Annotated in this window: 17 protein-coding genes and 1 pseudogene; 13 read left to right on the top strand and 5 right to left on the bottom strand. The window is 72.8% G+C overall.

Annotated features, from left to right (window positions below; all coding sequences use genetic code 11):
• Nucleotides 1-17 precede the first annotated feature (17 nt).
• Nucleotides 18-1,040 (bottom strand): Gfo/Idh/MocA family oxidoreductase, encoded by a 1,023-nt coding sequence (locus ACFWR9_RS16790; RefSeq protein WP_383842065.1) that lies wholly within the window; start codon nucleotides 1,038-1,040, stop codon nucleotides 18-20.
• Between the two features lie 129 nt (nucleotides 1,041-1,169).
• Between ACFWR9_RS16790 and ACFWR9_RS16785 the strand changes: the two genes are divergently transcribed.
• The 8 genes from ACFWR9_RS16785 (at nucleotide 1,170) to ACFWR9_RS16750 (ending at nucleotide 12,159) form a co-directional block, all read left to right on the top strand.
• Nucleotides 1,170-1,907, top strand: a complete 738-nt coding sequence (locus ACFWR9_RS16785; RefSeq protein WP_383842180.1) for a myo-inositol degradation transcriptional regulator — start codon at nucleotides 1,170-1,172, stop codon at nucleotides 1,905-1,907.
• A gap of 192 nt (nucleotides 1,908-2,099) precedes the next feature.
• On the top strand, nucleotides 2,100-3,104 hold the full coding sequence (locus tag ACFWR9_RS16780) for a sugar ABC transporter substrate-binding protein (protein WP_383842062.1): 1,005 nt from the start codon (nucleotides 2,100-2,102) through the stop codon (nucleotides 3,102-3,104).
• On the top strand, nucleotides 3,101-4,144 hold the full coding sequence (locus ACFWR9_RS16775) for an ABC transporter permease (RefSeq protein ID WP_383842059.1): 1,044 nt from the start codon (nucleotides 3,101-3,103) through the stop codon (nucleotides 4,142-4,144). Before ACFWR9_RS16780 ends, ACFWR9_RS16775 begins: the two co-directional genes overlap by 4 nt.
• Complete coding sequence (locus tag ACFWR9_RS16770; RefSeq protein WP_383842056.1) at nucleotides 4,141-4,932, top strand: ATP-binding cassette domain-containing protein; 792 nt, start codon at nucleotides 4,141-4,143, stop codon at nucleotides 4,930-4,932. Before ACFWR9_RS16775 ends, ACFWR9_RS16770 begins: the two co-directional genes overlap by 4 nt.
• Before the next feature lie 140 nt (nucleotides 4,933-5,072).
• Nucleotides 5,073-6,221: an ROK family glucokinase gene (locus tag ACFWR9_RS16765; protein ID WP_383842053.1), complete on the top strand. Its 1,149-nt coding sequence runs from the start codon at nucleotides 5,073-5,075 to the stop codon at nucleotides 6,219-6,221.
• The gene (locus ACFWR9_RS16760) at nucleotides 6,218-6,799 is read left to right on the top strand and encodes a sugar kinase (protein WP_383842050.1); all 582 of its coding nucleotides are present in this window, start codon (nucleotides 6,218-6,220) and stop codon (nucleotides 6,797-6,799) included. Before ACFWR9_RS16765 ends, ACFWR9_RS16760 begins: the two co-directional genes overlap by 4 nt.
• Nucleotides 6,800-6,910: 111 nt before the next feature.
• The gene (locus ACFWR9_RS16755) at nucleotides 6,911-9,931 is read left to right on the top strand and encodes an SNF2-related protein (RefSeq protein WP_383842048.1); all 3,021 of its coding nucleotides are present in this window, start codon (nucleotides 6,911-6,913) and stop codon (nucleotides 9,929-9,931) included.
• A complete protein-coding gene (locus ACFWR9_RS16750) occupies nucleotides 9,928-12,159 on the top strand; it encodes an SWIM zinc finger family protein (RefSeq protein ID WP_383842045.1) in 2,232 nt (743 codons plus the stop codon). Before ACFWR9_RS16755 ends, ACFWR9_RS16750 begins: the two co-directional genes overlap by 4 nt.
• Before the next feature lie 16 nt (nucleotides 12,160-12,175).
• Here ACFWR9_RS16750 and ACFWR9_RS16745 read toward each other — a convergent pair whose 3' ends face one another.
• Nucleotides 12,176-12,859: a response regulator gene (locus ACFWR9_RS16745; RefSeq protein WP_383842042.1), complete on the bottom strand. Its 684-nt coding sequence runs from the start codon at nucleotides 12,857-12,859 to the stop codon at nucleotides 12,176-12,178.
• On the bottom strand, nucleotides 12,860-14,038 hold the full coding sequence (locus ACFWR9_RS16740; RefSeq protein ID WP_383842177.1) for a sensor histidine kinase: 1,179 nt from the start codon (nucleotides 14,036-14,038) through the stop codon (nucleotides 12,860-12,862).
• Between the two features lie 217 nt (nucleotides 14,039-14,255).
• Here ACFWR9_RS16740 and ACFWR9_RS16735 point away from each other — a divergent pair, with 217 nt between their 5' ends.
• Entirely contained in the window at nucleotides 14,256-14,912 is a 657-nt protein-coding gene (locus tag ACFWR9_RS16735; RefSeq protein ID WP_383842039.1) for a hypothetical protein, read from the top strand.
• A 21-nt stretch (nucleotides 14,913-14,933) separates the two neighbouring features.
• Here the strand turns inward: ACFWR9_RS16735 and ACFWR9_RS16730 are convergent, their stop codons facing one another.
• The gene (locus ACFWR9_RS16730; protein WP_383842036.1) at nucleotides 14,934-16,760 is read right to left on the bottom strand and encodes a glycoside hydrolase family 3 protein; all 1,827 of its coding nucleotides are present in this window, start codon (nucleotides 16,758-16,760) and stop codon (nucleotides 14,934-14,936) included.
• Between the two features lie 318 nt (nucleotides 16,761-17,078).
• Between ACFWR9_RS16730 and pcaC the strand changes: the two genes are divergently transcribed.
• Genes pcaC through ACFWR9_RS16710 form a run of 4 tightly spaced genes read left to right on the top strand, consistent with a single transcriptional unit; the run spans nucleotide 17,079 to nucleotide 20,336 of the window.
• Nucleotides 17,079-18,383 (top strand): 4-carboxymuconolactone decarboxylase, encoded by a 1,305-nt coding sequence (gene pcaC / locus ACFWR9_RS16725; RefSeq protein ID WP_383842033.1) that lies wholly within the window; start codon nucleotides 17,079-17,081, stop codon nucleotides 18,381-18,383.
• A 17-nt stretch (nucleotides 18,384-18,400) separates the two neighbouring features.
• Complete coding sequence (locus ACFWR9_RS16720) at nucleotides 18,401-19,036, top strand: MBL fold metallo-hydrolase (RefSeq protein WP_383842031.1); 636 nt, start codon at nucleotides 18,401-18,403, stop codon at nucleotides 19,034-19,036.
• 53 nt (nucleotides 19,037-19,089) lie between these two features.
• Nucleotides 19,090-19,869: an exodeoxyribonuclease III gene (locus ACFWR9_RS16715; RefSeq protein ID WP_383842028.1), complete on the top strand. Its 780-nt coding sequence runs from the start codon at nucleotides 19,090-19,092 to the stop codon at nucleotides 19,867-19,869.
• A gap of 59 nt (nucleotides 19,870-19,928) precedes the next feature.
• Nucleotides 19,929-20,336 (top strand): DUF6278 family protein, encoded by a 408-nt coding sequence (locus ACFWR9_RS16710; RefSeq protein WP_383842025.1) that lies wholly within the window; start codon nucleotides 19,929-19,931, stop codon nucleotides 20,334-20,336.
• Nucleotides 20,337-20,551: 215 nt separating this feature from the next.
• On the opposite strand, the pseudogene ACFWR9_RS16705 reads toward ACFWR9_RS16710, so the two are convergent.
• Nucleotides 20,552-20,896, bottom strand: a pseudogene (locus ACFWR9_RS16705) (hypothetical protein); the annotation flags it as partial.
• Between the last annotated feature and the right edge of the window lie 457 nt (nucleotides 20,897-21,353).

Below are 21,353 nucleotides of genomic sequence, written 5' to 3'. Positions count from 1 at the left end.
GACGGGGATGCTTCCGGTCAGCCCGCCAGGGACGCCGCGCCCCCGGCGACCTCGGCCAGTCGTACGGGTCTGCGTTCGCGGCGGGAGACGTCGCAGGCCTCGGCGATCCGCAGGGCCTGGAGTGCCTCGCGGCCGTCGCACGGGTTGGCCCGCTCGCCCCGCACGACCTCCACGAACGTGGCCAGCTCCGCCTCGTAGGCGGGCCCGAACCGTTCCACGAAGCCGGTCCACGGCTTGTCGGCGGCCGGGGGACCGGTCGGCTCGGTGGACGCGATCGGCGTACGGTCGTCCAGACCGACGACGATCTGGTCCAGCTCCCCGGCCAGCTCCATGCGCACGTCGTACCCCGCCCCGTTCAGCCGCGTCGCCGTCACCGTGGCCAGCGTGCCGTCGTCCAGCGTGAGCAGCGCGGCACCGGTGTCCACGTCGTCCGCCGCGCGGAACATCGGCGGACCGGCGTCCGACCCCGCGGCGTAGACGTCCGTGACCTCCCGCCCGGTCACCCAGCGAAGGACGTCGAAGTCGTGGATGAGCGTGTCCCGGTAGAGCCCGCCGGACTGCGGCAGGTACTCGGCAGGCGGCGGGGCCTGGTCGCTCGTCACCGCCCGGACGGTGTGCAGCCGGCCGAGCCGCCCCGCCCGTACCGCCTCCCGGGCCCCCTTGTACCCGGCGTCGAAGCGACGCTGGAACCCCATCTGGAGCACCGTCCCGGCCGCCTCCACCTCGGCGATCGCCTGTAACGTGCCGGTCAGGTCCAGCGCGATGGGCTTCTCGCAGAACACCGGCAGCCCCGAGCGTGCTGCCCGACCGATCAGTTCGGCGTGGGCCGGCGTCGCCGTGGTGATCACCACGGCGTCCACGCCCCACCGGAAGATCTCGTCCACTCCGGGTGCCGCCGTCTCCCCCAGCCGGTGGGCCAGATCCTGGGCCCGCGTGAGATCGGCGTCCGTGAGGATCAGGGATCCCACGTCGCGGTGGCGGCTGAGCGTGTTGGCGTGAACAGTGCCGATACGGCCCGTCCCGATGACCCCGATGCGCATGGAATCAAAGTGGGCTCACAGCCCGCACCCTGTCAATGCGTATGTCCGGACAATCGAACTACACAACTTCCCGTCAACACCGTGCGGAGCTACGCTCGGCCCGTGCCGAAACCAGAAGTGGACCCCACCGTGTCGCTGGACCTCAGCGTGGATCGCAGCAGCCCCGTGCCGCTGTACTTCCAGCTGTCGCAGCAGCTGGAGGCGGCGATCGAGCACGGCGCGCTGACCCCGGGCAGCCTGCTGGGCAACGAGATCGAGCTGGCCGCGCGGCTCGGTCTGTCCCGGCCCACCGTGCGCCAGGCCATCCAGTCGCTCGTCGACAAGGGCCTGCTGGTGCGCCGCCGGGGCGTCGGCACCCAGGTCGTGCACAGCAAGGTCAGGCGCCCGCTGGAACTCAGCAGTCTCTACGACGACCTGGAGGCCGCGGGCCAGCGTCCCGCCACGAAGGTCCTGGTCAACACGGTCGTCCCGGCGACCGCGGAGACCGCCGCCGCACTCGGCGTGACCGAGGGCAGCGACGTGCACCGCGTCGAGCGGCTGCGGCTGACCCACGGGGAGCCGATGGCGTACCTGTGCAACTACCTGCCCTCCGGTCTCCTCGACCTCGACACCGGCCGGCTGGAGGCCACCGGCCTGTACCGGCTGATGCGCGCCGCCGGGATCACCCTGCACAGCGCCCGTCAGTCCATCGGTGCCCGCGCCGCCACCGCCGACGAGGCCGAACGGCTCGGCGAGGACGAGGGAGCGCCCCTGCTCACGATGGAACGCACCACGTTCGACGACACGGGACGCGCGGTCGAGTTCGGCACGCACACCTACCGCCCCTCCCGGTACTCCTTCGAGTTCCAGCTCCTCGTACGGCCCTGACCCGCTCCGTCCGGCCGCCGCTCGCCGCGCGGGTTCGTCGCAATGTCCGGACAATGTGACCGTCGTCCGATCCCCGGAGGCACGCGCTCCGCTTGTGTGTCGGACAATGTGGCGTTTGGGGTTTCCAGACCCCGGCCGGAGCCTCGGGCGCCCGGCACGCACAGCACGGCACAGCAAGAAGGGCACGGCCTCGTGGCACGGTTTCGGACCTGGGTAGGCATCGCGCTGGCAGGAGCACTGTCGGTGTCCCTGGCCGGGTGCAGCAGCACTGGCGGCAAGCGCGCCGAGGACGCCCGCAAGGCCGCGTCGGCCCAGGGGCAGGCGGCGGTGAACACGCCCCGCTGGACCTTCGCGATGATCACTCACTCGGGCGACGGCGACACCTTCTGGGACATCGTCCAGAGCGGCGCCGAGCAGGCCGCGGTGAAGGACAACATCAACTTTCTGTACTCCCACGACGACGAGGCCCAGCAGCAGGCGCAGCTGGTGAACGCCGCCATCGACAAGAAGGTCGACGGGATCATCGTCACGCTGGCCAAGCCCGACGCGATGAGGTCCGCCCTCGACCGCGCCCGCAAGGCGGGCATCCCGGTGATCACCGTGAACTCCGGGTCCGAGGAGTCGAAGGCGTTCGGCGCCCTCACCCACGTCGGCCAGGACGAGACGATCGCCGGCGAGGCGGTCGGCGAGGAACTGAACCAGCGAGGCCGCGAGCAGGCCCTCTGCGTGCTCCACGAGCAGGGCAACGTCGGCCACGAGCAGCGCTGCGACGGCGTGGAGAAGACCTTCGACGGCAAGGTCCAGCGGCTCTACGTCAACGGCACCAGCATGCCGGACGTGCAGTCCGCCATCGAGGCCAAGCTCCAGACCGACAAGGCCGTCGACGCGGTGGTCACCCTCGGTGCCCCCTACGCCGACACCGCGGTGAAGGCCAAGCAGGGCGCGGGCAGCAAGGCCGAGATCGACACCTTCGACCTCAACGCCAAGGTCGCCGCCGGACTCGCGGACGGCACCCTCGGCTTCGCGGTCGACCAGCAGCCCTACCTCCAGGGCTACGAGGCCGTCGACCTGCTGTGGCTGTACAAGTACAACGCCGACGTCCTCGGCGGCGGCCGGCCGGTGCTCACCGGGCCGCAGATCATCACCAAGGACGACGCCGCCGCGCTCGCCGAGTACACCAAGCGGGGCACCCGATGAGCGCCGGCACGGATGTGGCCACCGCTGACGAAAGGATTCTGCAGACCTCACCGCTGCGGAAACTCCTGGGCCGCCCCGAACTGGGCTCCGTCGTCGGCGCCATCGCCGTCTTCGTGTTCTTCGCGTTCTTCGCCGACAGCTTCCTGCACGCCGCCAGCCTCAGCACGGTGCTCTACGCCGCCTCCACGATCGGCATCATGGCCGTCCCGGTGGCGCTGCTGATGATCGGCGGCGAATTCGACCTGTCGGCCGGCGTCATGGTCACCTCGTCGGCCCTGGTGTCGTCGATGTTCAGCTACCGGATGACCGCCAACGTCTGGGTCGGCGTCGGCGTGTCCCTGCTGGTCACGCTGGCGATCGGCGCCTTCAACGGCTTCATGCTGACCCGCACCAAGCTGCCCAGCTTCATCATCACGCTGGGCACCTTCCTGATGCTGACCGGCCTGAACCTGGGCTTCACCAAGCTGATCGACGGCACCGTCTCCACCAAGTCGATCGCCGACATGGAGGGCTTCCCCTCCGCCCACGACGTCTTCGCCTCCACGATCACCATCGGCGGCGTCGGCTTCAAGGTGACCATCCTGTGGTGGCTCGCTCTGGTCGCCGTCGCCAGCTGGGTCCTGCTGCGCACCCGCGCCGGCAACTGGATCTTCGCGGTCGGCGGCAACAAGGACGCCGCCCGCGCGGTGGGCGTCCCGGTCACCAAGACCAAGATCGGCCTCTACATGGGCGTCGGCTTCGGCGCCTGGATCTCGGGCCAGCACCTGCTCTTCTCCTACGACGTCGTCCAGTCCGGCGAGGGCGTCGGCAACGAGCTGATCTACATCATCGCGGCCGTCATCGGCGGCTGCCTGATCACCGGCGGCTACGGCAGCGCCGTCGGCTCGGCGGTCGGCGCGTTCATCTTCGGCATGACCAGCAAGGGCATCGTCTTCGCCGAGTGGAACCCCGACTGGTTCAAGTTCTTCCTCGGAGCGATGCTGCTCCTCGCGACCCTGCTCAACGCCTGGGTCCGCAAGCGCGCGGAGGCCACCAAATGACGCAGACCCCAGCACGTGAGGCGCTCGTCGAGCTGTCCGGCGTCAGCAAGAACTACGGCAACGTACGCGCCCTCGAAGGCGTGTCCCTCCAGGTGCACGCCGGCGACATCACCTGCGTGCTGGGCGACAACGGCGCGGGCAAGTCGACCCTCATCAAGATCATCTCCGGTCTGCACCAGCACGACGGCGGCACCGTCGCCCTCGACGGCGAGGAGACCCGCCTCTCCTCCCCGCGCGAGGCCCTGGACCGCGGCATCGCCACCGTCTACCAGGACCTCGCCGTCGTCCCGCTGATGCCGGTCTGGCGCAACTTCTTCCTCGGCTCCGAGCCCCGCAAGGGCGTTGCCCCGTTCAAGCGCATGGACGTCGACCACATGCGCCGCACCACTCACGCGGAGCTCCTGCGCATGGGCATCGACCTGCGCGACGTCGACCAGCCCATCGGCACCCTCTCCGGCGGCGAACGCCAGTGCGTGGCGATCGCACGCGCGGTGTACTTCGGCGCGAAGGTCCTGGTGCTCGACGAACCGACGGCGGCACTGGGCGTGAAGCAGTCGGGTGTGGTCCTCAAATATGTGGCGGCGGCACGCGACCAGGGCCTGGGCGTCGTCCTCATCACCCACAACCCGCACCACGCGTACCTGGTGGGTGACAGGTTCATCCTCCTGAAGCGCGGCACGATGGTGGGCAACCACGAGCGCGAGGACGTCACGCTGGACGAGCTGACGAGGCAGATGGCCGGCGGAACAGAGCTGGATGATCTACGCCATGAACTGGAACGCCGATAAGGGGCGCGGGGCTGTGTCATGTGCGGCTCCGCCGCGTGAGCGCGACCAGCCACAACGCACCCGCACCCGGCAACGAACCGTCCGCCCCACCCCCTGTCCCATTCGGCACCCAGCGTGAGCGTGCGGCACAATCGCACCCGATGAGCACCTACCGCGACTTCACCGCCCCCATCGGATCCCGCCGCGCCCCGGTCCTGCGCACCGTGGGCACGAGGGAACGCCGCTCGCACCTGACGGCACCCCGCGTGCCCACGGTCGGCATCGACATCGGCGGCACGAAAGTCATGGCGGGTGTCGTCGACGCCGACGGCAACATCCTGGAGCGCCTGCGCACGGAGACCCCGGACAAGTCCAAGAGCCCCAAAGTGGTCGAGGACACCATTGTCGAGCTGGTCCTGGACCTCTCCGACCGGCACGACGTGCACGCCGTCGGCATCGGTGCGGCCGGCTGGGTCGACGCCGACCGCAGCCGCGTGCTGTTCGCCCCCCACCTGTCCTGGCGCAACGAGCCGCTGCGCGACCGCATCGCCGGCCGCCTCGCGGTCCCCGTCCTGGTGGACAACGACGCCAACACCGCCGCCTGGGCCGAGTGGCGCTTCGGTGCCGGCCGCGGCGAGGACCACCTGGTCATGATCACGCTCGGCACCGGCATCGGCGGCGCGATCCTGGAGGACGGCCAGGTCAAGCGGGGCAAGTACGGGGTCGCCGGTGAGTTCGGGCACATGCAGGTGGTGCCCGGCGGCCACCGCTGCCCGTGCGGCAACCGCGGCTGCTGGGAGCAGTACAGCTCCGGCAACGCCCTGGTCAGGGAGGCCCGCGAGCTGGCCGCGGCCGACTCGCCGGTGGCGTACGGGATCATCGAGCACGTCAAGGGCAGCATCGGCGACATCACCGGCCCGATGATCACCGAGCTGGCCCGCGACGGCGACGCCATGTGCGTCGAACTGCTCCAGGACATCGGGCAGTGGCTCGGCGTCGGCATCGCCAACCTCGCTGCCGCCCTCGACCCGTCCTGCTTCGTGATCGGCGGCGGGGTCAGCGCCGCGGACGACCTGCTCATCGTTCCCGCGCGCGATGCCTTCAAACGCCAGCTCACCGGCCGCGGCTACCGCCCCGAGGCCCGCATCGTCCGCGCCCAGCTGGGCCCCGAGGCCGGCATGGTGGGCGCCGCCGACCTGGCCCGTCTGGTGGCCCGCCGGTTCCGCCGCGCCAAGCGGCGCCGCGTGGAGCGCTACGAGCGCTACGAGCGGTACGCCGAGGCCCGACGCACCTCCGGGGAGTCGCTGTGACCGAGACCCTGCCCCACCGGACCGGAACCCCGGAGGAACACGGGCCGCAGGCCGAGGACCGCCGGCACATGATCCGGCGCCGTGCGCTGACGCTGCTCACCATCGTGCTGCTCATCGGCATCCCCGCCGGCTACCTCGTGATCTCCGCCAACCAGAGCCGCGACAGCGGCCGGGAGAAGGAGGCGAAGTACGCCGCGACCGGCATGACCCGGGGCTGGCCGTCCAAGCTACAGCGCCGCATCTACGAGCTGCCGGTCCCGGTGCCCTCCGAAAAGATCGCGTACTACGAGACGAACAACTGGAAGACCAGCCGACTCTACGTCCAGTTCCAGACCACCAATGCCGGTCTGGACGCCTTCCTGGCCGGCCTGGGCATCGACCGGGACGCGCTGGAGAAGGACAAGATCGCCATCAGCGACCGGGCCCAGCGGGTCACCGGTTGGAACTTCCGCGCGTCCAGCACCTGGTGGGGCGTGGTCAACGAGCAGCGGAACCCGGCACCGACCCAGGACGTCGTCGTGGACCTGGACGACCCGGACTATCCGATGGTGTACGTCGTCTCGCGCACCGTTCCCTGACCCCGCACGCACACCGCACGCGCCCGGCGGCCGGCCGGGACCGATTGTCAGACCCCGCCCGTAGAGTCGAAGACAGCTGATCGGGCACACGGGCGGGAGGTGACAGGACGTATGGGCGACATGGCCGTGGCGGACACAAGCGTCTCCGGGCGGGCGGGGGAGCGGCGGGAGACGAGCGGGCGGCAGGGCCCCGCACCGTCCGTCCCGCTCCGGCTGGCGGCCGTCTTCCTGCCCGCACCCCTTCCGCGCGACGCGCGGATCGCCTTCTGGGACCCGGGGCAGCGCCAGGACGGCGACACCTTCTCCGCGTACGCCTCGACACCGGACGAGGGCTCGGCAGCCGGGCCCCCGAGCGACGGCACCGCGCCCGAGCCGCACGCCGCCGACGGCACCCGCCCGGCCGGGCTCACGGAACTCACGGTCGTCCGGCGGCACGGCGCCGGGGTGCGGCGCGGGACGACGCCCGCGTTGTCGTTGCCGCTGGGCGAGGCCCTGCCGCTGCTGGTGCGGGCCCGGCACGACCCGGCCGCCCACCCGGCGACCGCGTGCTGGGGAGCGGCGGCCCTGCACGCCCTGCGGCTCACCGCGCGCGGCAGGCTGCTGCCCGGCCTCACCGCGACCGGGCACGACGCCTGGCGCGCCGGACCGCTGGACCCCGATGACATCGCGCACCTGCGGGCCGTGGCCGCCGCCCTGCCCCCGGAGGGCCACGCGGTGCCGCTGGACGGCCCGGGCCCGATCCGGCTGCCGGAGCCGGAGGCACTGGTCCGCGCCTTCCTGGACGCCGTCGCCGACACCCTGCCCCGCACCCCGGCCGCACCCCACGCCTCGGGCCGCCCCTTCGCCGCTCGCGCGGCCCAGCGCCTGCCCGGCGCCCACGACTGGGCCGCCGAGGTCGCCGCCGGAATGGACGCGGGCGTGCGGATCTCGCTCCGCCTGGACCTGTCCGCGTACGACCTCTTCGACGGGAACGTCGCCGCCGGCGAGGGGGGAGGCAGCGGCGGCGGGGTGCGCAGCGCGGGGGCCGCGATCGTCCAGGTGCACAGCCTCGCCGACCCCACCCTCGTCGCCGACGCCGCGGATCTGTGGTCGGGGGAGGCCGACGCGGCGTTCGGCCCCCGCGCGCGTGTGGACGCCGCCCTCGGGGTGCGACGCGCGGCGCGGGTCTGGCCGCCTCTCGACCGCCTCACCGACCAGGACGTGCCCGACGTCCTGGGGCTGTCCGAGGAGGAGGTCACCGACCTGCTGGGCGTGGCGGCGGGGCGGCTCGCCGCCGCCGGGGTCGCCGTGCACTGGCCCCGCGACCTCGCGCAGGACCTCACCGCGACCGCGGTGGTCAGGACCGCGCCGGGCTCGGCGACGGACGGCACGGGATTCTTCGAGAGCGAGGACCTCCTCCAGTTCCGCTGGCAGCTGGCCATCGGCGGCGACCCGCTCACCGAGGCCGAGATGGACACCCTCGCGGAGGCCCACCGCCCGGTCGTCCGGCTCCGTGACCGGTGGGTGCTGGTCGACCCGGCGCTCGTCCACCGGGCCCGCAAGCGCGACCTGGGCCTGCTCGACCCGGTCGACGCCCTCTCCGTCGCCCTCACCGGCAGCGCGGAGGCCGACGGCGAGACCGTCGACGTGGTGCCGGTCGGCGCGCTGGCCGCCCTGCGCGACCGGCTCACCGCAGGCGTACACCCCGCCGAACCGCCGCCCGGCCTGCACGCCACCCTCCGCGACTACCAGCTGCGCGGACTCGCCTGGCTCGACCTCATGACCTCCCTCGGCCTCGGCGGCTGCCTCGCCGACGACATGGGCCTCGGCAAGACGGTCACCGTCATCGCCCTGCACCTGAAACGGGCCCGGACCGAGCCGACCCTGGTGGTCTGCCCGGCCTCACTGCTGGGCAACTGGCAGCGGGAGATCACCCGCTTCGCGCCCGGCGTCCCCGTCCGCCGCTTCCACGGCGCCGACCGCACCCTGGACGACCTGGCCGGCGGTTTCGTGCTCACCACGTACGGCACGATGCGGTCCGTCGCCCCGGCCCTCGCCGAGCGGCCCTGGGGCATGGTCGTCGCCGACGAGGCACAGCACGTCAAGAACCCGTACTCGGCGACGGCGAAGGCCCTGCGCACCATCCCGTCCCCCGCGCGGGTGGCCCTGACCGGCACACCGGTGGAGAACAACCTCTCCGAGCTGTGGGCACTGCTCGACTGGACCACCCCCGGACTCCTCGGCCCCCTGAAGTCCTTCCGCGCCCGCCACGCGCGCGCGGTGGAGAACGGCGAGGACGACCAGGCGGTGGCGCGCCTCGCCCGCCTGATCCGCCCCTTCCTGCTCCGCCGCAAGAAGTCCGACCCGGGCATCGTCCCCGAGCTGCCGCCGAAGACGGAGACGGACCACCCCGTCCCCCTCACCCGCGAACAGGCCGCGCTGTACGAGGCGGTGGTGCGCGAGTCGATGCTCGCCATCGAGGAGGCCGAGGGCATCGGCCGTCGCGGTCTCGTCCTCAAGCTCCTGACCTCGCTCAAGCAGATCTGCGACCATCCCGCGCTCTTCCTGAAGGAGGAGCACCCGCCGGGCGCCACGGGTGTGGGCGATGCCGACCGCATGGCCGCCCGCTCGGGGAAACTCGCCCTGCTGGACGAGCTGTTGGACACGCTGCTCGCGGAGGACGGATCGGCGCTCGTCTTCACGCAGTACGTCGGCATGGCCCGCCTCATCACCTCCCACCTGGCCGCCCGCGCGGTCCCCGTCGACCTCCTCCACGGCGGCACGCCGGTGCCCGAGCGCGAACGCATGGTGGACCGCTTCCAGAGCGGCGCGACGCCGGTCCTCGTCCTGTCCCTCAAGGCCGCCGGCACCGGCCTGAACCTCACCCGCGCGGGCCACGTCGTGCACTTCGACCGCTGGTGGAACCCGGCCGTCGAGGAGCAGGCCACCGACCGCGCCTACCGCATCGGCCAGACCCAGCCGGTCCAGGTGCACCGCCTCATCACCGAGGGCACGGTCGAGGACCGCATCGCCGAGATGCTCCAGTCCAAGCGCGCCCTGGCCGACGCGATCCTCGGCTCCGGCGAGTCGGCCCTCACCGAGCTGACGGCCCGTGAACTGTCCGACCTGGTGTCCCTGCGGAGGCCGTCATGACCCCCCGCCCCGCCGACGAGGCCCGCCGCGCCCTGCGCGAGGCCCGACTGCGCGGCGAGACGACAACGGACACCCCGACGGACACCGGCTCCGAGACCGGCACCGCTGCCGTCACCGAGCCGGAGCCCGGCACCTCGGTCCGCGAGCCCGCGCGGCAGCATGACCGGGACCAGGCCCGGGACCGAGACCGGGACCGCCCTCCGCGCCCCGGTGACATCGCGCGCGCGGCGCTGCGCGGCACCCGGACCGCACGGCACGCGGAGGCGGACGACGACACCCGGGCGCCCGAGGGGACCACCCGCGAAACCCCGTCCGACCGCACGGACGACCCCGGGGACCCGCCCCGCCCCGCCGCCCCGACCCGTCCTGACGGCTCGTCACCCACCACCGCCCCCAACACCCCGGAAGCAGGCGACAGCCGCCCGGCGGACGTGGCACGGGAGGCCCTGCGTGCGGCGCGGCGACAGGCGCGCGCGGACACCGCGAGCAAGGAAGCGTCGGGCACCCCGCGACGCCCGGCCCCGCCCCGGCACCCCCGGCCCACCGCGGGCGATCCGTGCACCGCCGACGCCCGTTCCCGCGCCCGTGCCGTACGGGACTTCGCCGCGGACGCCTTCCGACTGCCACCGGAGACGGACCCGGAGGAGGACGACGCCCCGCCCTCGGCAGCACCCGAAGGACCGGGAACGCCGGGCGGGCCGGCCGACGAACCGCCCCGCACGCCCGCCGTCGAGGCACGGACACCGGACCCCGCCGAGGGCTCGCCGTCCGACCAGGAATCCCAACCCTCGGCCGCGTCGTCGTACGAGCCACGGCCGTTCCGGCACCTGACGCCACCGCGCCACGACCCGCCACCGCGCCACGACCCGCCACCGCACAGCGACGCGGTGTCCTCGCGGCGGGAGCGGGCCTCCGCCACGTCCGCCCCGTCCACCCCGTTCGCGACCCCCCGCACCACCCCCCGCTCGATGGCCGCCCCGGACCGCGACGGCGACCTCCGCCGCACCTTCCCCGCGCTCCCGCCCCACGCGACGGACGAGGGCCTCGCCGTGACCTGGTGGGGGAACGCGTGGGTGGCCGCGCTGGAGGAAGGCGCCCTGGACGCGGCCCGGCTGGCCCGCGGACGTGGCTATGCCGAGCGGGGGCACGTCGACGCCATCACCGTGACGCCCGGCCTGGTCCTCGCCTACGTACAGGGCAGCCGGCCGCGGCCGTACCGGGTGCAGGTGCGGTTGCGCACGCTGGGCGACGACGACTGGCGGCGGTTCCTGGACGCCGCCGTCGAGCGGCCCGGACACATCGCCGCGCTCCTCGACGGGGAGCTGCCCCACTCCCTGGCCGACTGCGGGGTGCCGCTGCTCCCCGGCCCCGGCGACCTCGCGCCCCGGTGCAGTTGCCCCGACTCGGGGCACCCCTGCAAACACGCCGCCGCGCTCTGCTACCAGACGGCGCGGCTGCTCGACGCCGACCCCTTCGTCCTGCTCCTGCTCCGCGGCCGGGGGGAACGCGCGCTGCTCGACGCCCTGTCCCGGCTGAACGCGGCCCGTGCCGCGCGTGCCGCCCAGGACCGCGGACCGGCGCCGCTGCCCGGCGTCCGGGCCAGTGCGGCACTGGACACGCGGCCTCTCCCGCCCCTCCCGGCCGCCCTCCCTCCACCCCCGCATCCCGAGCAGCCCCCGGCCTACCCGGCGGCACCGGGCGGACCCGACCCCTTCGCGCTGGACCAGCTGGCCACCGACGCCGCCGCTCGCGCCCACGCCCTGCTCAGCACCGGCCGTGACCCGGTGGGCGGGCTGACGCTGTGGCAGGACGCCGCCCGCCTCGCGGCGGCCCGCCCCGGCTCCGGTCTCACCGCCGGCACCCGGGCGCTCTACGCCTCCCTGGCCGGCGCGGCCGGCCGGGACCAGATCGACCTGGCCCGCGCCGTGGCGGCCTGGCGACAGGGCGGGCCGGACGGCCTGGACGTCCTGGAGGAAGCCTGGGACCCGCCGGCCGGCCGCTTCGACCGCGCCCGCCCCCTGCTGCTCGCCGCCGACCTCCCCGCGTTCCGGCCCTGGCGCAACCGCCTCACCCACCCTGTCGGCCACGTCCAGCTCCGGCTCGGCCGGTCGGGACTCTGGTACGCGTACGAGTCCGAGCCCGGCCGGGAGGACTGGTGGCCGCGCGGCACCCCCGACCTCGACCCGGTGGGCGCCCTCACCGGCCTGGGCGGATCCGACGACCCCTGACCGGCCGACAGAGGGGTCACCCCTCGGCGTCACGCACCAGAAGGGCGATCTGCACCCGGTTCTCGACCGCCAGCTTGGCGAACAGACTGCCCGTGTGCGCCTTGACCGTCGCCACGCTGATGTGCAGCCGCCGGGCGATCTCCGGGTTGCCCAGCCCGTCCGCGATGGCCCGGGCAGTGTCGAGTTCCCGTTCGGTCAGCGTGGCCAGCTGCTTCCGCGCGGCGTCGCGAGAGGAGTCGCGGACGTGCGAGGACTGCGGACCGGTGGCCGCGGCGATCACCCGGGCCGTGGCAGCCGGAGACAGCACGGGATTGCCGTCCGCGACCGCCCGCACCGCGTCGAGAAGCTGCGGCGGCTGGGTGCCCTTGAGGACGAACCCGAGCGCTCCGGTGCGCAGGGCGCCGAGCACGAGGTCGTCGGAGTCGAACGTGGTCAGGATCAGCACCCGCGGCGGCGCCGGCCGGGTGAGCAGCTCCCGGGTCGCGCTGAGCCCGTCACGGCCGGGCATCCGCACGTCCATCAGCACGACGTCCGGCCGCTGTTCGTCCACCACGGCGATCGCGGTGTCGCCGTCGGCCGCCTCCGCGACGACGGTCAGGTCCGGTTCGCCGTCGATGACGAGCCGCAGCGCCATACGCACCAGTTGTTCGTCGTCGACGATGACGACCCGCACCGGCTCCCGCTCGCTGTCGCTGTCCACTCATGCTCTCTTTTCGTGCGTGGGGTTCGGCCAGGGTAGCTGTGCGGTGAGGAGGTATCCGTCGTCCGGTGTGCGGTGATGGCGCAGCTCTCCGCCGGCGAGGTCGACCCGTTCGCCGAGGCCGAGCAGGCCGAACCCCGACGACGGCGGCTTCGCGGCCCGCGCGGTCGACGGGGAGTTGCGCACGCCCACCCGGAGGCTGTTGCCCGGCGCCCCCTCCAGCTCGATGCGGATGCGCGCGTCCGGGGCGTGTTTGGCGGCGTTGGTCAGCCCCTCCTGGACGACCCGGTAGCAGGTGCGACCGACGAGGTCGGGCGGCGTCCCCGTCACGGTGCCGGCGAGCGTGACGTCCAGTCCGGACGCGCGGGCGTCGGCCACCAGGTCGGGGATGCCCTCCAGCGAGGGCTGCGGCGGTTCCGGGAGACCGGGGTCGGCCCGGAGCACGCCGAGGACGTCCCGTAGCTCCTCCAGGGCGAGATGGGACCCCTCGGCGATGCCACGGACCAGCACGCGGTTCTCCTCGGCCTTGAGATCTCGGCGGTGGTCCAGCACTCCGGCCTGCATGGCGACCAGGGAGATCCGGTGCGCGAGGACGTCGTGCATCTCGCGGGCGATCCGGTTGCGTTCCAGGGCCCGCGTCTGCGCCGCCCGCGCGGACTGTTCCCGCTCCGCGCTCTCCGCCCGCTCCCGCAGGGACCGCACCTCGACGCGCCGCGCCCCCACAGCCATGCCCATCGCCACCGCGATGCCCGCGGTCAGGGCCGGCGACACGAGTTGGAACCAGAACGAGCCGGGCGGGCTCTCGACCGGGTAGAGCTGGACGGCGAACTGGGACGCGGCCACGTAGGCCGGCACCACGACCCCGATCTCCACCGGACGACGACGGGTGGAGATCGAGCCCAGCGCCACGAGCGCGGCGCCGGTGGCGAACGCCGACGTGGTCGAGGCGACCGACACCGCCAGCGCGACGGCGAGCGGGAACCGCCGCCGCCAGACGAGCGCCGTCAGACAGCCGAGGGCCACCAGCGGATCACCGATGAGGAACCACGAGCCCGCTTCGCCCGCCGGCCCCTTCGACACCGCCACACCGGTGGAGACCCAGGCCACCAGGCCCAGGGCCGCGGCCGCCGTCAGCCGCCAGGTCTGCTGCCACCACCCGAGCCGTGGCGCGACGTCCATGTTCACCTGGCCATTATCGCGAAGCCGTGCGTCCGGTGACTCAGCCCGAGGACTGAGGCGCCCTGGACCAAAGTCGAATCCCTGCCTCGCCCGTGGTCCAAGACGTTCCGGACCACCGGGCCGATGTGCGGCCCGCGCCAGACGAACAGACTCCTACATGCTGCGCCGGGACAACCGAAGAGCAGCGCGAGCCGAGCGAGCAGAAGGAGTGGCAGGCATGTTCGAGGACGTGCGCCGTCGGCGGGCCGTGCGGCGGGTCGAGCCCGGGGACGGGCGGGCGCTGAAGCGTTTCCGTTGGTGGCAGTTGCCGTTCCGCGCCCTGTTCTACCTCCGGCTGCCGAACGACGACGACGGCCGGAGCGTCTACGCCGTCGAGGTCAGGCACTGGAAGAGCGACGACTCCGGCAGGGTCAGGGCCCAGCTGTACCTCGACGGCAGGCAGCACGCCGAGTCGCGGCTCCCCGCCGCCTTCCCTGTCCCGGGCGGCGTCGTGGAGGTGAGGAGGAGCGAGTTCGGGCTCAAGCGCTGCCACTACGTCACCGACGCCGGGGCCGAGTACCAACTCGTCCCCGACCGCGACTCGGCGGAAGGGCGCCGCGCCCACTTCGACCGCAAGCACCCCGCGCTGAGCCGCGGCATCGGCTTCCTCTCTACGGCCGTCCTCCTGGCCGGCCTGTTCCTCGTCCTCACACAGCTCGCCGAACAGCTCACCCGCCCGGAGGAAATCGCCCGGCACGTCGGCGGGACCTTCACCGCGCCCGTCGACCTGTCGGCCTGGGGCAACACCATGGTCGGACTCATCACGGTGACGGCCAGCACGGAACGGGCCCTGCGGCTCCGCTTCAGCCGCCTCCTCGACGGCGCGGCGGGCTGACCCGTTGTGCAGACGCGGACGTCAGTCGTCGTACGACAAGCCGTGCCCGGTGCGGAAGAGGACCTTGGCCGGGTCGTCGGCCCGCTGGACGGGCACGGGCAGCCTGCCGCGCGGTCCGACCCGGCCGGCGATCACCCGGGCCGCGGCGCGCAGTTCGACCTCGGTCCAGCAGTAGGAGGCCAGTGCGGCCGGGACGTCGCCGAGGTGGGCGATGTCGTAGGGGTTGCGCACCGCGAGGTGGACGACGGGGACGCCCGTCGCGAGCAGGCGGGACACCAGGGTGCGCTGGGCGCTGGTGGCACCGACGTTGTCGGTGGTGACCACCACCGCGTCCCGTCCCCGCGCGGCGGCCACGGCCTCGTCGATCTTCGCGGCGTCGGGCGCCCGGCCGGTGGCGAGGTGGGTGGTGCGGTAGCCCAGTTCGTCGAACGCCTTGGCCAGCTCGGGCACCGTCGTGCGGGCGTCGTCGGTCGGGAAGGCCGGGCTGGCGCCGACCACGAGCAGCTTCCGCTGCCTGCTGCGCAGCGGGAGCGCGTGGTCCTCGTTGACCAGCAGGGTGGTGGTTCGCTCGGCGATCCGCGCGGCGGCGAGCCGGTGCACGCGGGCGCCGACGACCCGGTCGACCTGCCGCTGGGAGACGTACGGGCTGCCGCTGAGCAGGCCGGCCCTGTCCTTGACCCGCAGGATGCGCAGGACCGATTCGTCGAGGCGGTCCTCGGTGATCTCTCCGCCGCGGACGGCGGCCAGGACGCCGTTGTAGGCGACGTCGATGTCCGGCGGGAAGAGCAGTTGGTCGACGCCGGCCTTGAGGGCGAGGACGGGCACGCGGTCGTCGCCGTACTTGGTGCGCACGCCCTGCATGTTGAGGGCGTCGGTGACGATCACGCCGTCGAAGCCGAGTTCGTCGCGCAGCACGCCCTGGAGGATGGTGGGCGACAGGGTGGCGGGTTCGTTGCTGGGGTCGAGCGCGGGGACCTGGAGGTGCGCGGTCATGATCGAGTCGACACCGGCGGCGATCGCGGCCCGGAAGGGCGGCGCGTCGATACGCTCCCACTCCTCTCGGGTGTGGGTGATCACCGGCAGACCGGTGTGGCTGTCCTCCCCGGTGTCCCCGTGGCCCGGGAAGTGCTTGGCGCAGGCCACGACGCCGGCCTGCTGGTAACCCGTCACCTGGGCGCCCACCATGCGACCGACCTCGCGGGCGTCGGCGCCGAAGGAGCGGACGTTGATGATGGGGTTGGCCGGATTGACGTTGACGTCGGCGACCGGGGCGAAGTTCTGATGGATGCCCAGGGCGGCGAGTTCGGTGCCCGATATCCAGCCGGCGGTGCGCGCGTCGGAGAGCGAGCGGCCCGCGCCGAGCGCCATCGCACCCGGTAGCTGCGTGGCGCCGCTGCCGATGCGGACGTTGGCGCCGTGCTCCTGGTCGATGGAGACCAGGGAGGGGATGGGCGTGGGCAGCGCCAGCGAGGCCCGCTGCACACCGTTGGTCAGGTCCGCGATCTGGCGGGGGTCCTGGATGTTGTTCGCCCAGCCGGAGAAGTAGATGACACCGCCGACGTGGTACTTGGCGATGAGCTCGGCCACGGTGCGGACGCCGAGTTCCCTGAGGTTGCGGTCCTGGTCGAACTGACTGGGGGACGTGGCCGAGGCCCCGTAGAAGTACGGCACGAACAGCTGGCCGATCTTCGCCTCGATGCTCATCCTGGAGATGATCTTCTTGAGGCGGCGGTCACGCTGGTGCGCGACCGCGGGGGTGGCCGTCACACCCAAGACGGCCGTTGCTCCCGCGGCGACCACGGTCGCGGAGGCGAGAACGGTTCGTCTGGAAAGACTCCGGTCCTGCATGCGGACTGCTCCTTCCACCCTTGCCCATAAAGGGACTTGACGGAAACTTGAAGGACTCCGAGCAGCGGGAAACGTAGCCCGCGGGTCACGGGCGGGGCAATAGGTCTAGACAAAATAGGCCCAGACGAAGCGAGCCCCCTCTCGATGCGACTGCCATGGGCGAGAACGGTCCTCGCAGGGTCCGTCTGTACGATGCTCGGGCGTCGTGAAGTGGTACGTGAAGCCGGACGTGGCGGACCTGCTTCCAGCAGCGGAGGCATGGGGAGGTCTCGCGGAGGGGGGCGTGTGACAGATCGTGACAGATGAAGGTGTGAACCCGTGAGCGAGACCAAGACCGACACGCTGCAGTACCGCTTTGACGGGCCAGAAGACGCCCCAGTCCTGATCCTGGGTCCCTCACTGGGTACCACATGGCACATGTGGGACCGCCAGGTGCCCGAGCTGTCGCAGCAGTGGCGGGTCTTCCGGTTCGACCTGCCGGGGCACGGCGGCGCCCCCGCCCGTCCGGCGGGGTCCGTCGCCGAACTCACCCAGCGGCTGCTGGCCACCCTCGACGGACTCGGCGTGCAGCGCTTCGGTTACGCGGGCTGCGCGTTCGGCGGCGCGGTCGGCATGGAGCTGGCCCTGCGCCATCCCGAACGCCTGGCCTCCCTCGCGCTGATCGCCGCCTCGCCCCGTTTCGGCACCGCCGACGAGTTCCGCCAGCGTGGCGTGATCGTCCGCACCAACGGGCTCGACCCCATCGCCCGCAGCTCGCCGGAGCGCTGGTTCACCGGCGGGTACGCCGCCGCCCAGCCCGCGATCACCGAGTGGGCCGTGCAGATGGTGCGGACCACCGACCCCGGCTGCTACATCGCCGCGTGCGAGGCGCTCGCCGCGTTCGACGTGCGCGGCGAACTCGGCCGGGTCGGCGTCCCCACCCTGGTCCTCGTCGGCTCCGACGACCAGGTCACCGGCCCCGCCGAGGCCCGCACCCTGGTCGCCGGCATCCCCGACGCCCGCCTCGCCGTCGTGCCCGGCGCCTCCCACCTGGTCCCGGTCGAGCAGCCCGCGGCCGTCACCGACCTGCTGGTGCGGCACTTCACCACCGCCTGGCAGACCCCGCACGACACCGCCTCCACCGGCCAGATCCCCGTCCCGGCCCCCGTCGCCCCGGCGCAGCCGGCCCTGGCCCCGCCGCCGCAGGCCGCGCCGATCGCCGAGATCGCGCCGGCCGCCGTACCCCGGCAGGGCCACGGGCGGCCCGACCCGTACGACGCGGGGCTCAAGGTCCGCCGCGAAGTGCTCGGCGACGCGCACGTCGACCAGGCCCTCGCGCAGGCCGACGCGTTCTCGGGGGACTTCCAGGAGTTCCTCACCCGCTACGCCTGGGGCGAGATCTGGGACCGGCCGGGCCTGGACCGGCGCTCCCGCAGCTGCGTCACGCTCACCGCCCTCGTCGCCGGCGGCCACACGGACCAGCTCGCGCCGCACCTCAGGGCCGCCCTGCGCAACGGCCTCACCCCGGGCGAGATCAAGGAAGTACTGCTCCAGGCGGCCGTCTACTGCGGCGTACCGGCCGCGAACAGCGCCTTCCGGGTCGCGCAGCAGGTCATCCGCGAGGAGACGACACCCCAGGAGTGAGGCGGCAGGATGGAGTCATGAAGCTCACCAAGAAGTCGCACGCCTGCGTCCGCCTCGAAAAGGACGGGCGGACGCTCGTCCTGGACCCCGGCGGACTCAGCGAGGAGGACGCCGCCCTCGGCGCGGACGCCGTTCTCGTCACCCACGAGCACCCCGACCACTTCGACGAGCGGCGGCTGCGCGCCGCGATGGAGGACAACCCGGCCGCCGAGATCTGGACGCTGAAGTCCGTCGCGGAGAAGATCTCGGCGGCGTTCCCGGGCCGCGTGCACACCGTCGGCCACGGCGACACGTTCACCGCCGCCGGATTCGACGTCCAGGTCCACGGCGAGCTGCACGCCGTCATCCACCCGGACATCCCGCGCATCACCAACGTCGGCTTCCTCCTGGACGGCGGCAGGGTCTTCCACCCCGGCGACGCGCTGACCGTCCCCGACCAGGCGGTCGAGACGCTGATGCTCCCCGTGATGGCCCCCTGGAACAAGATCGCCGAGGTCATCGAGTACGTCCGTGAGGTGAAGCCGCAGCGCGCCTACGACATCCACGACGCGCTCCTCACCGACCTCGCCCGCCCGATCTACGACCGGCAGATCGGCGAGCTGGGCGGCGCCGAGCACCTGCGGCTGACCCCGGGCGACTCCGCGCGGATCTGAGGCCCCCACGGGCCGGGACCGGGTTGTCAGTGCCGCCGGGTAGGTTGTGGGACATGCGCATCGCGACCTGGAACGTGAACTCGATCACCGCCCGCCTGCCGAGGCTCCTCGCCTGGCTGGAGAGCAGCGGCACCGACGTGCTGTGCCTCCAGGAGGCCAAGGTCGCCGAGGCGCAGTTCCCCTTCGACGAGCTGCGCGAGGCGGGCTACGAGGCCGCCGTACACGCCACCGGCCGGTGGAACGGGGTGGCGGTGCTCTCCCGCGCAGGCCTCACCGACGTGGTCAAGGGCCTGCCCGGCGACCCGGGCTACGAGGGCGTCCAGGAGCCCCGCGCGATCTCCGCCACCTGCGGCCCGGTCCGCGTCTGGTCGGTCTACGTGCCCAACGGCCGCGAGGTCGACCACCCGCACTACGCCTACAAGCTCCAGTGGTTCGAGGCGCTGCGCGCGGCCGTCGAGGGCGACGCCACCGGCGACCGGCCGTTCGCGGTGATGGGTGACTACAACGTCGCGCCGTCCGACGACGACGTCTACGACCGCGCCGCCTACGAGGGCGCCACCCACGTCACCCCCGCCGAGCGCGCCGCCCTCGCCTCCCTGCGCGGGGCCGGCCTGTCCGACGTGGTCCCGCGCCCGCTGAAGTACGACCACCCGTTCACGTACTGGGACTACCGCCAGCTCTGCTTCCCCAAGAACCGCGGCATGCGCATCGACCTGGTCTACGGGAACGAGCCCTTCGCCAAGGCCGTCACCGACTCCTACGTCGACCGCGAGGAGCGCAAGGGCAAGGGCGCCTCGGACCACGCGCCGGTCGTGGTCGACCTCGGCGTGTGAGCGCACCGGGCCTGCGCGCCCTGTGGTGCGCGGGGCGGTACGAATGACAGTGTGGAGGTATGAACTTCCCCTTCCTGGGCAAGCGGCGCGAAGATCCCCGGGCGCATGACGCCGAGGGCATCGGCGAGCTGCTCGCCGACTGTGATCTGCTGCGTTCGCAGGCGTTGCGGGAGGGGGTCCGACTCGACGACTCCGCGGTCTCGTTGGAGCAGTTGGACCAGGTTCTCCCGCGCTGGCGCAGCGACGAGGAGATCCAGACCTGGCTCGGCAACGACGCCGGTCTGTACCTCGGCACGGTGATCGTGCGGACCGTCCCCGGAGCCGTCTGGGCCATCCGGTCCGACGGCCAGCCCGTCGTCCGGCTCGCCTCCGGCCGGGAGTTCGACGTGGTGGCGTCCGGCCACGCGTGGGCGGCGGACGGGGTGCCAGAACTCTCGCAGCTGTACGGCGAAGTCGCCGAAGCGTGAATCCTCGACCCGATAATCGCCTTAAACGGGGCTAATGCCCGAATGGTGCGTGTCGTTGGCATGTGTGCCATTTGTCTCGATACGTTGCAGTGGTCAGGGCACAAGAACGCACAGGGGGAATCGCAGGGTGCAGCCGGAGATCACTGCTCGCGCGGCACAGCGGACACCACGAAAGGGCGTCCGCGGGCGAGGAGAAGGTCAGCTGCACACACCCCCTGAGCCCGGTGGGAGTTGCGGGACGTCGGTGCCGGTGTCGGCAGGGGGCTGGCCGCCGCCCGGGTGACGTCCCCCACGAGTTCGACGACGTCCGGGCCGTACGCCTGAGAGTTGACCACCTTCAGCAGCACGAAGGAGCTGGTGCCGGGCGAGGTAGCGGGTGGCGGCCTGGTTGGTGATCGCCCGCTGTCCGCAGAACAGGAAGGCGGGCCGGGACTCGCGCCGGTCCCCGGCGGTGAGGCGAAGGCGCCGCGCTCCGGACCGGGCTCCGGGTCGACGTTGACCCGCACCCCGGGCAGCATGGCCGCCATGTGGGCGACCATGCGCCGGTTCGGACGCGTTCCAGGAGTCCCACCTTGAACTCAGCTTCATGACAGGCGCTTGACCTGCGAAGACGCAAGGTCATCCGTGAGGCGGGAGCCAGTGGTGGGCTGAGCGGATGGGGCGAGGCGCGCGGCGATCTGACAGGGCACCGCCGACAGCACCTCCGGCCTGCCCACGCGATCGAACCGTCCCTCGCTTGCGGCGCCACTGGATGCGGAATCGAGCGCGGACCAGGCGATGTTCGCCAGGAGTGGGGAGAGGATGCCGCCCCTCGGGGTGGGGCGCAGCACGCCTCGATGTCCGCGTCCAGGACCCGTCGGCCCCGTCCGCTGGCGGCGGTGTGTACAGGTGGCGGCGATGCTCGCAGCGGTTCCCGCTCGGCGGCAGTGCCCCTTCCCACTCACCGGGAAGGGGCGAGGGCTACCCGCAGGGCGGCGGCTACGGCGACCCGTCGTCCTACGCCGAGCAGGGCCACGG

It is taken from the genome of Streptomyces sp. NPDC058534, assembly GCF_042717365.1.
In the GTDB taxonomy this organism is placed as follows: domain Bacteria; phylum Actinomycetota; class Actinomycetes; order Streptomycetales; family Streptomycetaceae; genus Streptomyces.
Note: the sequence above shows the minus strand (reverse complement) of the source record. Positions and strands in the feature narration are given on the sequence as shown.

What these genes read in the sequence shown, in the direction of transcription:
- ACFWR9_RS16740 (WP_383842177.1), bottom strand. Translation starts at nt 14,038, where the DNA reads ATGGACGTCGCGCCACGGCTCGGGTGGTGGCAGCAGACCTGGCGGCTG.
- ACFWR9_RS16710 (WP_383842025.1), top strand. Translation starts at nt 19,929, where the DNA reads ATGAACTTCCCCTTCCTGGGCAAGCGGCGCGAAGATCCCCGGGCGCAT.
- ACFWR9_RS16750 (WP_383842045.1), top strand. Translation starts at nt 9,928, where the DNA reads ATGACCCCCCGCCCCGCCGACGAGGCCCGCCGCGCCCTGCGCGAGGCC.
- ACFWR9_RS16770 (WP_383842056.1), top strand. Translation starts at nt 4,141, where the DNA reads ATGACGCAGACCCCAGCACGTGAGGCGCTCGTCGAGCTGTCCGGCGTC.
- ACFWR9_RS16720 (WP_383842031.1), top strand. Translation starts at nt 18,401, where the DNA reads ATGAAGCTCACCAAGAAGTCGCACGCCTGCGTCCGCCTCGAAAAGGAC.
- ACFWR9_RS16715 (WP_383842028.1), top strand. Translation starts at nt 19,090, where the DNA reads ATGCGCATCGCGACCTGGAACGTGAACTCGATCACCGCCCGCCTGCCG.
- ACFWR9_RS16730 (WP_383842036.1), bottom strand. Translation starts at nt 16,760, where the DNA reads ATGCAGGACCGGAGTCTTTCCAGACGAACCGTTCTCGCCTCCGCGACC.
- ACFWR9_RS16790 (WP_383842065.1), bottom strand. Translation starts at nt 1,040, where the DNA reads ATGCGCATCGGGGTCATCGGGACGGGCCGTATCGGCACTGTTCACGCC.
- ACFWR9_RS16755 (WP_383842048.1), top strand. Translation starts at nt 6,911, where the DNA reads ATGGGCGACATGGCCGTGGCGGACACAAGCGTCTCCGGGCGGGCGGGG.
- ACFWR9_RS16775 (WP_383842059.1), top strand. Translation starts at nt 3,101, where the DNA reads ATGAGCGCCGGCACGGATGTGGCCACCGCTGACGAAAGGATTCTGCAG.
- ACFWR9_RS16765 (WP_383842053.1), top strand. Translation starts at nt 5,073, where the DNA reads ATGAGCACCTACCGCGACTTCACCGCCCCCATCGGATCCCGCCGCGCC.
- ACFWR9_RS16735 (WP_383842039.1), top strand. Translation starts at nt 14,256, where the DNA reads ATGTTCGAGGACGTGCGCCGTCGGCGGGCCGTGCGGCGGGTCGAGCCC.